At 36.3% G+C, this 12,480-nt stretch carries 11 protein-coding genes; all 11 read left to right on the top strand.

Annotated elements, in window-relative coordinates; all coding sequences use genetic code 11:
* Window positions 1–17: 17 nt before the first annotated feature.
* Window positions 18–1,142 (top strand): alpha/beta hydrolase-fold protein, encoded by a 1,125-nt coding sequence (locus tag ABI657_RS04865; RefSeq protein WP_348096119.1) that lies wholly within the window; start codon window positions 18–20, stop codon window positions 1,140–1,142.
* Window positions 1,143–1,258: 116 nt separating this feature from the next.
* Entirely contained in the window at window positions 1,259–2,428 is a 1,170-nt protein-coding gene (locus tag ABI657_RS04860) for an alpha/beta hydrolase-fold protein (protein WP_348096118.1), read from the top strand.
* Between the two features lie 38 nt (window positions 2,429–2,466).
* A complete protein-coding gene (locus ABI657_RS04855) occupies window positions 2,467–4,392 on the top strand; it encodes an alpha/beta hydrolase-fold protein (protein WP_348096117.1) in 1,926 nt (641 codons plus the stop codon).
* Window positions 4,393–4,430: 38 nt separating this feature from the next.
* Entirely contained in the window at window positions 4,431–7,028 is a 2,598-nt protein-coding gene (gene xyl3A, locus ABI657_RS04850; RefSeq protein WP_348096116.1) for a xylan 1,4-beta-xylosidase, read from the top strand.
* 59 nt (window positions 7,029–7,087) lie between these two features.
* Window positions 7,088–7,402, top strand: coding sequence for a hypothetical protein (locus ABI657_RS04845; protein WP_348096115.1), 315 nt, complete (start codon window positions 7,088–7,090; stop codon window positions 7,400–7,402).
* A gap of 106 nt (window positions 7,403–7,508) precedes the next feature.
* The gene (locus ABI657_RS04840; RefSeq protein WP_348096114.1) at window positions 7,509–7,877 is read left to right on the top strand and encodes a hypothetical protein; all 369 of its coding nucleotides are present in this window, start codon (window positions 7,509–7,511) and stop codon (window positions 7,875–7,877) included.
* A gap of 202 nt (window positions 7,878–8,079) precedes the next feature.
* On the top strand, window positions 8,080–9,261 hold the full coding sequence (locus tag ABI657_RS04835; protein WP_348096113.1) for an endo-1,4-beta-xylanase: 1,182 nt from the start codon (window positions 8,080–8,082) through the stop codon (window positions 9,259–9,261).
* Window positions 9,262–9,364: 103 nt separating this feature from the next.
* Window positions 9,365–11,158, top strand: coding sequence for an NPCBM/NEW2 domain-containing protein (locus tag ABI657_RS04830; RefSeq protein ID WP_348096112.1), 1,794 nt, complete (start codon window positions 9,365–9,367; stop codon window positions 11,156–11,158).
* 121 nt (window positions 11,159–11,279) lie between these two features.
* On the top strand, window positions 11,280–11,735 hold the full coding sequence (gene tnpA, locus ABI657_RS04825) for an IS200/IS605 family transposase (protein ID WP_348096111.1): 456 nt from the start codon (window positions 11,280–11,282) through the stop codon (window positions 11,733–11,735).
* 367 nt (window positions 11,736–12,102) lie between these two features.
* A complete protein-coding gene (locus tag ABI657_RS04820; RefSeq protein WP_348096110.1) occupies window positions 12,103–12,258 on the top strand; it encodes a hypothetical protein in 156 nt (51 codons plus the stop codon).
* A 24-nt stretch (window positions 12,259–12,282) separates the two neighbouring features.
* The gene (locus tag ABI657_RS04815) at window positions 12,283–12,420 is read left to right on the top strand and encodes a hypothetical protein (protein WP_348096109.1); all 138 of its coding nucleotides are present in this window, start codon (window positions 12,283–12,285) and stop codon (window positions 12,418–12,420) included.
* The last annotated feature ends 60 nt before the right edge of the window (window positions 12,421–12,480 follow it).

Raw genomic sequence — 12,480 nt, 5'->3', positions numbered from 1 at the left:
TTAAAAAAATATAAACCATGAAACAATATTCAATTATAGTGTTATTGATAGTAATTTTATCTGGCACTGCGGGTTTTGCACAAACAAGTCCAACTGCGATTGCTGAAGATTTTAAGCCATCTTCTGTTAATCAGCCTGGACAGGAATATCCTCAGGTGAATTCTCAAGGTTATGGAAGATTTCAAATAAAGGCTCCAGATGCTAAATCTGTTGTAGTCAGTTTAGGATTAGGAGGAGCAAAAGGAGGAACTGAATTGGTAAAGGAGCAGGACGGTTTTTGGAGAGGTACAACTGCAGGACCAATGGATGAAGGGTTTCATTATTATCATGTGACAGTTGACGGAGGTGTATTTAACGATCCCGGTGCATTGAATTTTTATGGTTCTACCCGCTGGGAAAGCGGTATAGAAGTACCAGCTCATGATAAAGATTTTTATGCGTTAAAAGAGGTTCCGCATGGCAATGTACAGCAAATCCTTTTTCCTTCAAAAAGTACCAATACATCAAGAAGAGCTTTTGTGTACACACCGCCTGGTTATCATAAAGATAAGTCAGCGAAATATCCTGTTTTGTATTTGCAGCATGGATGGGGAGAGGATGAAACTGCGTGGAGCAATCAGGGACGTGTCAATTTAATTATGGATAATATGATCGCAGAAGGCAAAATAAAACCTTTCATTATTGTAATGACTTACGGTATGACAAATGAAATTAAATTTGGAGGCATGTCAAGTTTCAAAATTGAACCTTTTCAGACTGTTCTGGTTGATGAATTAATTCCGTATGTTGATTCCAATTTCCGTACTGCAGCTAATCCCGCCAATCGTGCTATGGCAGGTTTGTCTATGGGCGGTATGGAAACAAAAACAATCACACTTAACAAACCTGACGTTTTCTCTCATTATGCGCTTCTTAGCGGCGGAACATACAGCCCTGAGGATATAAAGGATAAATCAAAAGCAAAACTTATCTTTTTAAGCTGTGGAAGCAAAGAGCGTCCTGAAGCTATCAAAGAAGCAACTTCAAAACTTAAAAATGCCGGTTTTAATGCTGTTTCCTACATTTCAGAAGGAACTGCCCATGAATTTCAAACCTGGCGTCGTAGCTTTAGAGAATTTGCGCCACTTTTATTTAAAAACTAATAATTTTAGATAGATAATTAGCACTTTTCTGAGGAGAAAATAAGTCTGTTATAAAATTTACCTGATATGTTTTTTAGCAAATGAATTGGCAAAAAAGCAACTTTAAAAAACTAAATATGAAAAGATTTCTTAGCATAAGTATTATAATTTCCGGTATGTTTTTTCAGTCAGTAAAAGGTCAGGAAAAACAGCAAATAGTCGAAGATTTTAAGCCATCATCTGTTAATCAGCCAGGGCAGCAATATCCGCAGGTAAATTCACAGGCGAGGGTTCGGGCAAGAATTTCAGCCCCTCAGGCCAATAAAGTACAGCTTGATCTTGGCGGCACTAAATACGATATGGTAAAAGACGAAAAAGGTATTTGGACAGGAGTATCCAATCCTCAGGATGAGGGATTTCATTATTATCAGCTCAATATTGACGGAGCTTCCGTTCCTGATCCGGGAAGTTTATATTTCTATGGCGCTGGTCGTTTAGGCAGTGGAATAGAGATTCCGTCAGTTGATCAGGATTTTTTCGCATTGAAAGAAGTGCCTCACGGTCTTGTTAGTGAAAATATATACTTTTCTAAAATAACAAATTCATTCAGACGCTGTTTTATATATACACCTCCGGGATATAATGAGAATATAAAAACACGATATCCGGTTCTTTATCTTCAGCATGGAAGTTTTGAAGATGAAACCGGCTGGGCCGTTCAGGGTAAAGCAAATTTAATTTTAGATAATTTGATTGCTTCAAAACAAGCGGTTCCAATGATTATTGTAATGGATAATGGATATGCGTATAAACCACAAATCAATACAGCTTCAGATAAAAAAGAACCTCAGGAATCTGTTTTTGAAGAGGTACTAATTACGGAAGTTATTCCTATGATTGACACTAAGTTTCGTACTATGGCCAATCGAGAACAAAGAGCAATTTCCGGACTTTCTATGGGAGCAAATCAAACAATGAGAATTGTAATGAACCATCTGGATAAGTTTGCTTATTACGGAGGATTTAGCGGTACTTCCAATTATCCAAGTTCAGATGAAATTGATCCGGCAAAATTTTTAGGAGGTAAGTTTAATGATGCAAAAACAATTAATAAACAGCTTAAAGTTTTATGGCTCGGATTAGGTACAAAGGAACCAAATCCTTTTCCTGGTTCTGTAGGTGCTTTCAGGAAAATGTTAGATAAGCAAGGAATTAAGTATACGTTTTATGAATCTCAGGCAACTGCACACGAGTGGTTAACCTGGAGAAGATCCTTAAACCAATATGCAAGCTTGTTGTTTAAATAATCCATATCATTCAATAATTAAATAAAATAATATTTAAGATGAAAAAAAATCTCTTGTCAATTTTTGCCATGGTTATTATGACCAGCAGTTTATTGGCTCAAAAAATAGAAAAAGAAGGTCCAAAAGGGTTTGATCAGATACGTGCAGGAATCCCAAATGGCAAAGTAGAGAGTTTGGAATATAATTCTAAAACTGTTGGTTCTACCAGAAAAGTAACTGTCTATACTCCTCCGGGATTTAGCAAAAATAAAAAGTATCCGGTTTTGTATTTGCTGCACGGGATAGGGGGTGATGAAAAAGAATGGTTAAATGGAGGCAGTCCACAAGTGATATTAGACAATCTTTATTCAGAAGGTAAAGTCGAGCCTATGATTATTGTAATGCCAAACGGCAGGGCCATGAAGGATGACAGCGCTTCAGGAAATATAATGGCACCGGATAAGGTGCAGGCATTTGCTGCTTTCGAAAAAGATTTATTAAATGATTTGATTCCGTTCATCGAAAAGAAATACCCAACTCTTAAGGATAGAGAACACCGTGCTATTGCAGGTTTATCTATGGGCGGTGGTCAGTCTTTAAATTTTGGATTAGGAAATTTAGATAAATTTGCATGGGTAGGCGGATTTTCATCAGCTCCAAATACGAAGGCACCTCAAGACTTGGTTCCTAATCCTGAAGAAGCAAAAAAGAAATTAAAACTGCTTTGGATTTCATGCGGAGATGATGACGGGCTTATTTATAATAGCAAACGTACTCATGATTATTTGTATAAAAACGATGTGCCTCATATCTATTACATTGAGCCGGGTGTTCATGATTTTAAAGTGTGGAAAAACGGTTTATATATGTTCTCCCAGTTCTTGTTTAAGGCAGTAGATCCTACAACTTTTTCAAAATATACTATTTTAGGATCTCCTGCAGAAACGAATATTAGAAATGCTAAATATCCTCAAATATTACCTGACAATAGAGTAGTTTTTAAAGTTAAGGCACCAGAAGCTGCAAAAGTGCAAATCGATCTAGGTAAGAAGTATGACATGTCAAAAGACACGGAGGGAATTTGGAACGTAACTACTGATGCTGTAAATAAAGGATTTAATTATTATTCGTTGCTTATTGATGGTGTAGCTGTTGCAGATCCTTCAAGCGAAAGTTTCTATGGTATGGGACGTATGGCAAGTGGAATAGAAATTCCAAATAAAGAAGGAGATTTTTATGTTTTAAATAATGTGCAGCATGGTGACATTACGATAAAAAAATATTTTTCAAAAGCAACTAATTCATGGCGTGAAATGTATGTTTATACGCCGCCGGGATATGATAATTCCAATGAAAAATATCCAGTTTTATACTTGTTGCATGGAGGAGGCGAAGACCAGAGAGGATGGGCTACCCAAGGCAAGGCTAACTTAATTTTAGACAATCTGATAGCAGAAAATAAATCAAAACCAATGGTAATTGCTATGCTTGATGGTAATATGGGAAATACTGGTGGAGTAGGAGGTTTTAACGAAAATGCATTAAAAGCTTTTGAAAATGAATTAAAAAAAGGCGCAATACCTTTTGTAGAAAGTAATTTTAAAGTAGCAACTGATGCTAAAAACCGGGCTTTGGCTGGTTTGTCTATGGGCGGATTACAAACCCTTTATGCCGGAATTAAAAACTCGGATATGTTTTCCAGCATTGGTGTATTTAGTTCAGGCTGGTGGGCAAACAACACCACTTTATCAGATCCTCAATATGAATTTATGAAAAATAATACGGCCGCTATTAATTCAAATATTAAACTATTTTGGATTTCAATGGGCGGTAAGGAAGATATTGCTTTTGAAAATTGTAAAATAATGATGGGTAAATTTGACCAAATTGGAATTAAATACAAGTACAGTGAATATCCCGGAGGACACAGCTGGCCAGTTTGGAGACATGATTTGTTTATGTATACACCATTATTATTTAAGTAGAAAGCTCATTTTATTTCAAATAATTTCAAAAGAAAATTATGAAAATCAATTGTCTATTTGTTATCAGTTTATTTACTTTTTTTAGTATAAACGCACAACAATATCCTTACAAGGATCCGTCTCTTAGTTCAGAAAAACGTGCCAAGGATTTAATTTCACGATTAACACTCGAAGAAAAAGCAGTTCTAATGTGCGATCAATCGGATGCGATACCAAGACTTGGAATTAAAAAATTCAATTGGTGGAGTGAAGCGTTACATGGGTATGCCAATAATGATAATGTTACCGTTTTCCCAGAACCTATTGGGATGGCAGCTTCATTTGATGACGAATTACTGTATCATGTTTTTGATGCTGTTTCTGATGAAGCCAGAGCAAAATACAACCAATGGATTAAAGATGGAAATGAGAACAAACGTTTTTTGAGTCTTTCGGTTTGGACGCCAAATGTCAATATTTTTAGGGATCCCCGCTGGGGCCGTGGTCAGGAAACTTATGGAGAAGATCCATATCTTACTTCCAGAATGGGTGTTTCTGTTGTCAAGGGATTACAGGGTCCGGCAGATGCAAAATACCGTAAGCTTTTAGCCTGTGCCAAACATTATGCTGTCCATTCAGGACCTGAATGGAGCAGACATGAGCTGAATTTAAATAATGTAAATCCAAGAGAATTGTATGAAACCTATTTGCCTGCATTTAAATCATTGGTGCAGGAGGCAGATGTACGTCAGGTAATGTGTGCATATCAGCGTTTAGACGATGAACCTTGTTGTAGTAATACTAAACTTTTGCAGCGTATTCTTCGTGATGAGTGGGGTTATAAATATTTGGTTGTTTCAGATTGTGGTGCGGTTACTGATTTCTATACCACTCATAAAGTTTCGTCAGATGCGGTTCACGCTGCTTCAAAAGCAGTACTCGCAGGAACAGATGTAGAATGTGTTTGGGAAAAATATCCTTTTAAAGAATTGCCAAATGCTGTTGCAAAAGACTTAATCAAAGAATCGGATATTGATAAAAGTCTGCTTCGTGTTTTAGTAGGCCGTTTTGATTTAGGCGAAATGGATGATGATGCTATCGTGCCTTGGGCTCAAATTCCACCATCAGTTCTTAACAGTAAAGAACACCAGCAACTAGCACTTGAAATGGCTCAAAAGTCAATGACGCTTTTGCAAAATAAAAACAATATACTTCCATTGAATAAAGCTGCAGGTAAAATTGCTTTAATCGGTCCAAATGCCAGCAACGAACCAATGCTTTGGGGAAATTATAACGGAACTCCAAATAAAACAATTACTATTAAGGCTGGAATTGAATCCAAAATTACAGCCGACAAAATATTTTATGATAAAGCCTGTGATTTAGTCGAGGATAAAGTAAATCAAAGTTATTTTGACCAAATTTCATTTGAAGGCAAAAAAGGAATGAAAGTTACCTATTGGAATAATCCAAATAGAGAAGGCGCTAGTGTTATATCTCAGCAAATTGTGAACCCTATAAAAATGACAACTGCTGGTCAGCACGAATTTGCTTCCGGAGTTAAACTTGAAGGATTTTCAGGAAAATATGAAACTGAATTTACTGCCAAAACAAATGATACGCTTGTATTTAAGACAGGTGCTACAGGAGCTTTTGAATTAAAAGTTGATGGAAAATCTATTGCTAAATATACCAATTGGCGTACTATTCCGAGTAATTTTCCTTTTGTTGTTGAAGCAGGTAAAAAATATAAAATCGAAATTCTTTTCGCCCAATCAAACAACTGGCAGGCAAATCTTGAATTTGATTTTGGAAAAGAATTTGATATAAATTTCGGAGCTTTAATTGAAAAATTAAAAGGAATAGATACCGTAATTTTTGCCGGTGGACTTTCGACACTGCTTGAAGGAGAAGAAATGCCTGTTTCTTATCCTGGTTTTAAAGGTGGCGACCGAACTAATATTGAGCTTCCAGCTGTTCAGAGAAAATGTTTAAAAGAACTTAAAGCGGCAGGTAAAAAAGTAATTTTCATAAATTGTTCCGGGTCAGCAATTGCCTTAACACCAGAAACGGCAAGCTGTGATGCCATTCTACAGGCATGGTATCCTGGGGAATCAGGAGGTCAGGCAGTTGCTGATGTTCTTTTTGGAGATTATAATCCGGCAGGTAAACTTCCCATTTCATTTTATAAAAACTCCGATAAGTTAGGTGACTTTGAAGATTATTCACTAAAAGGACGTACCTACCGCTATACAACAGATGTTTTATTTCCGTTTGGTTTTGGTCTGAGTTATTCTAAATTCAACATTGGTGTAGCTAATTTAAGCAAGACAAAGATAAAATCTAATGAAAATACGCAACTAACCTTTCCGATAAAGAATACTAGCAAACGTGACGGAACAGAGATTGTACAGGTGTATGTTCGAAAATTAGATGACACTGCTGATGCACCTTTAAAAACATTGAAAGCTTTTAAAAGAATTAATTTAAAAGCTGGCGAAAAGCAAAATGTAACGATTGATCTGCCAGCGGCTTCATTTGAGTTTTATGATGCTAAAACTATGGCAATGGCTGTAACCTCTGGTGAATATGAGCTTTATTATGGAAATAGTTCAGATGCAAAAGATTTAAAAAGAACTAATGTCACAATTCAATAAATATACTTAAAACTTTCGTGTGTTGCGCATTACACATGACAAAGGCTGGATAAATGATCATGATCCAGGAGCTGTTGCCGTTGGATGGTCTCGCATTTCCAATTTGGGTAGTGGAGATTAATAATGATCTTACCATTAGTAATAAATCTGGTGACATATGGAAAAGTTCATTTAATGGCAAAAGCATTTCGGTTATGGCTCCAAAGGAAGTAAATGCTGGAAAAATCGAGGTTAAGATTGATGGGAAGATTCATGGCATGACGGATTTATCCATTAAAGGTTCACGCAAATCGCAACAGCTAGTCTATAAAGTAAACGGACTTGCAGCAGGCAAACATAGTATTGAAATTATTAATAAGGAAATGGACCAGTAGCAATAGATGCATTAATTGTCAATGGTAAACAATAAAAAAAACATACAATATGAATAAATTTTATCACTTCAATTAATCCAGTTATTAACATTAAAATTTAACTATTATGATCAAGAAAACAGTAACAACTTTATTTATGGTAATGGTATTTGTTTCATTCGGTTATGCTCAGGATATTACCGGAAACTGGAAAGGAACGGTTATGGACCAATTTGAAATCAATTATACCTTTAAAGTTGAAGGTGAAAAATTAACAGGTTCGTCAAAAGGTCCAGACGGTAGTGATTCTCCAATATCCAACGGGGTAATTAAAGGAGAAGACATTTCTTTTTCTCTTGACATTATGGGCAATCCAACCAAAATTACAGGCAAAATAAAAGGAAACGATGCCGATAAAACAAAGGCTAAATCGATTGAACTTTTTTTCGTAGTCAATGGAAGTGATATGACTCTTGTTTTATCTCCGGTTAAATAATTTTCATCTGATTGCAATGGAGTTAGTTATATAGGTTCTGTTGCTGAATAAACACAAAACAAACCTGAATTTATTTGATTTGTGTCTTTTAAAAATTCAAATGCGGCAGGAAAAATTTAAATCAACCAAAGCATAAACAGACTTATTTTATAAACCTAAAAATAAAATTATGATTAATAAAAAATGGATTGCAAGCTTTATCTTGAGTGGAGTACTGACTGTTAGTGTTTTTGCTCAGGAAAATAGCAATTCTTCACCTCAAAAAACCTTAAAACAAGCATTTTCAGGGAAATTCCTGATAGGATGTGCTGATGATTTGAGATCGAATTCCGAGGCTTATCAGACAAGTATTAGAACGCAATACGACATTGTTACTCCAGAAAATTGTATGAAACCACAGCCAATTCATCCTACTGAGGATACATACAACTTCTTAACCACGGATGCAATGGTTGATTGGTGTGAGAAGAATGGTTTAAAGGTTTGGGGACATACTTTAGCATGGCATGGCCAGACGCCACAATGGTTCTTTCAGGAAAAAAATCCAGTGGCCGGAGAAACAGTTACCCCAGCAATTCCAACTGTAACTCCTACTGTAGCTCCTGTTGCGCCAGTAAGTGGTACTAATAATCCACGCCGCAATAGAGGTGAAATTACAGGCCCGCTGGCGAGCAAAGAAGTCGTTTTGGAACGTCTGAAGAAACATATTATGACTGTGGCTGGAAGATACAAAGGACGTGTTGTTGGCTGGGATGTATTTAATGAATCGATTGCCGACGGCGGTGACGGCAAAACAGAAAATCTTCGAACTTTTAGTTGGTATAAATACGTTGGCCCCGAAGTTATTACAATGGCTTTTAAATGGGCACATGAAGCAGATCCTAAAGCGCAGTTATATTACAACGATTATAATATCGAACAGGGCGCTGTAGAAAACAAAGGGAAACACGCAAGTTCTATGTTACTGCTCAAGCGACTCATCGCAGAAGGTGCTCCAATTACCGGTGTGGGAATTCAGGGACATTGGCACTTGGACACTAATCTTGCTGACGTTGAAAAAGCAATTGAGAACTATGCATCTTTGGGTCTAAGGGTTTCTATTACCGAACTAGATGTTACTGCAACAGGTGATAATAGTGGTGCCATGGGTGTAAACCAAGGAGATAAAAAAATACCGGCAGAGAACTATCAGAAACAGGCTGACATATATAAAAAGCTGTTCGAAATTTTCATGCGTCACTCAGATGTGATTGACCGTGTAACTTTCTGGGGCTTGAGCGATACTAGGTCATGGCGTAGGGGGCAGGATGCACTTTTGTTTGATGGAGAGTTGAATCTTAAGGCAGCCTACAATGCAGTCATTGATGCAAGCAATATTAAATAAATGCAGTTTTATAAGAGCAGGTTCAACTAAGGTTTAAAATTACCTTAAATACAGAAGGTTAATAAAAATACTGCTTTAACAATCATATTGAAAAAAATAAAAAATGAATTTAAAAAAACAATTCTCCTTGTTTGTTGTGTTTATGATAATTGGAACTTCAGCTATTCATTCACAGACAAACAAAAAATACCATACTTGGGCAACTACTCCTCCTCTTGGATGGAACAGCTGGGATTGCTTTGGCACAACTGTAACCGAACAACAAATAAAGGAACAAGCTGATGCAATGGCAAAAAATCTTCTGCCAAGTGGATATAAATACCTTACCGTAGATATTCAGTGGTACGAACCCGAAGCTAAAGGACATGCTTATGATCCTAAAGCAATTCTTACTATGGATGAATATGGTCGTCTGACACCTGGACTCAAAAAGTTTCCGTCAGCATCTGATGGTAAAGGTTTTAAACCGCTTGCTGATTATGTGCATTCGAAAGGACTAAAATTTGGAATCCATATTATGAGGGGAATTCCCCGTCAGGCGGTAGAAAAGAATACTCCTGTTTTTGGTACAACTGTTAAAGCTAAGGATATTGCATTAACCAATTCAACTTGTCCATGGAATCCAGATATGTATGGTGTTGATGCTGTTAAACCAGAGGGTCAGGCGTATTACAACTCCATAATAAATATGTATGCTGATTGGGGCGTTGATTATATTAAGGTAGATGATATTTCTCGTCCCTATAATGATATTCAAAAAGCGGAGATTGAAGCGATCCGTAATGCTATTGATAAAACAGGTCGCCCTATTCTGTTGAGTTTGTCACCAGGAGCTACACCAGTAGCCAAAGGAGAACATGTTATGAATAATGCCAACATGTGGCGCATCACTGATGATTTTTGGGACAGATGGGGATTACTAAAAGCAATGTTTGAGAGATTGGACGTTTGGACACCATTCAGAGGTCCCGGGCATTTCCCAGACGCTGATATGCTGCCTATAGGTATTGTTGACTTCAAACGTCCTACCAATTTCACCAAAAACGAGCAATATACACTTATGAGCCTTTGGGCAATTGGGCGTTCGCCACTTATTTTTGGAGGTGACATGACAAAGCTGGATGACTTTACCAAAGAGATGCTTACAAATCCTGAGATGTTAAAAGTAAACCAGCAAAGTACCAATAATCGTCAAGTGTCGCGGGATACAAACCTAATTGTCTGGACTGCCGATGTACCCAATAGTAAAGATAAGTATGTAGCACTTTTTAATGCACAAAGTAAAGGAGAAAATATCGATTTCAATAATGCGGATTATGCCAGTCCGGTAATTGCTGGTAAAGGAAGTTCCCAAAAAGTTGAGGTTTCTGTAAAAGATGGAAAGAGACTTGTTCTATTTGTAAAAGATGGTGGCAATGGTTCCGATTGGGATCATGTGGCTTGGGTAGATCCTATACTTCATGGACCAAAAGGCGATTTAAAGCTGACCAGTTTAAAATGGATAAACGCTACTTCTGGCTGGGGTGAAGTTCATGTAAATAGAGCTTGTGATAATCAGCCTCTTATTGTTAATGATAAAACTGTGGAGGGAATTGGAGCCCATGCTGAATCCATTATTATATATGAATTGCCAGAAGGCTATGATACTTTTTCTGCTACAGGTTTTGTTACCCAGGAAAAAGGTTCTGTTGTCTTTGGTGTTTTAGTAGATAAAGGAGGAGTTGATTTTCCTGAAAATAATGATGTAAAAGTTGATTTTGAAGCAATTGGCATAAAAGGTAAAGTGAAGGTCAAAGATTTATGGAATCATAAAGACTTAGGAACTTTTGAAAACAATTTCAGCTGCAAAATAATGCAGCACGGTGCAGGGCTATATAGTTTGACACCAACTAAATAAAATAGGATAATATGTAAGGACTAGTATTTATATATTTACAAATAGGTTGTTTTTTTTTAATCAAAAGAATTCCTCGAGGCTCTGCCTCGGGGTCATACGCAAAGATTAGTATATTTGTTTGATGAGTGAACATATTTTCAAACGGCATAATAAAAGCTTGTTGCTTTATCATTTGGTTTGTCCGATAAAATATCGAAGAAATGTTTTATCAGAGGCAGTCGAAATGAGTTTGGTTGAAGTTTGCAGAAATATTTCAGAACGGTATGAAATTCATTTTGTTGAAATAGGAGCAGATGAAAATCACGTACATTTTTTGATACAAAGTGTACCAAAGATTTCCGCTGAAATTATTGTTAGGACTGTAAAGAGTATTACTACCAAAGAGATTTTTCGATTGCATCCAGAAGTTAAAAGTAAGTTATGGGGTGGTAATTTTTGGACGAGTGGATATTATGTAAATACGGTTGGTCAGTATGGTAATGAGGATGTGATTCAAAAATACATTCAAAATCAAGGAGAAGAGAAGATTGTATACAAATCGTTTAACAAAAATCAGCTACGGTTGTCTTTTGAGTAACACGATACCTCGAGGCTCTGCCTCGGGGTAATTCATTTTATGATAACAAAACCATTATTCTTTATAAATATAATTTTCGTCATCTTAATATTTTTATCTGATTGTTTTTAGTGTTTTGTTTTTGAAAAAGGATTATAATTCTAATTCAATTTTTGAAATTTTGTTTAAAAAAAATATTTAATACACATTCTAATTAAATTGATTATCAGGCAAGTGCTGCTGTAAAACCAGGACAGATTGATCAGCCCAAAACATTCAAGTTTCTTCTATTGACAGATTTCAGGTTTATATAACTGGTATGCCCGAAGTGGTTTAAAATCCATCAGTAGCACCACAATGGAAATCGTTTGGAAATGGCAGCTTCCAAATGGTAAAAGGAAATGCTGTAAACATGAAATATTCTCAGAAAATAACTGCTTGTTCAGAACTATCTGGAGTGCAGCAAGGAACATTTTCTATCAAAAAAGGAGAAACCTATGTGTCTTACAACGTTAAGTATTGGGAAATTGATAACGAAATTTAGGATTTTGGAGTTGAAAACTACGAAGTGTGCGTAAGAGAATTTACGACTGCCATGCGTAAAGTTGATCCAACCATTAAACTAGCTGTTTGTGGTGGATTTGGGGATTATAAAGGTCTGATTGAGCGTTCAGGGAAATTTTTCGACTATATAATAATGAAATAATTAAAAAAATATTGCAAAATATTTGGTTAAATGAAACTTTATTAGTTACATTTGTAAAAA

Origin of the sequence: Flavobacterium sp. (assembly GCF_039930565.1) — a bacterium.
Classification (GTDB): Bacteria; Bacteroidota; Bacteroidia; order Flavobacteriales; family Flavobacteriaceae; genus Flavobacterium.
This window is presented reverse-complemented; position numbering and strand designations above follow the sequence as displayed.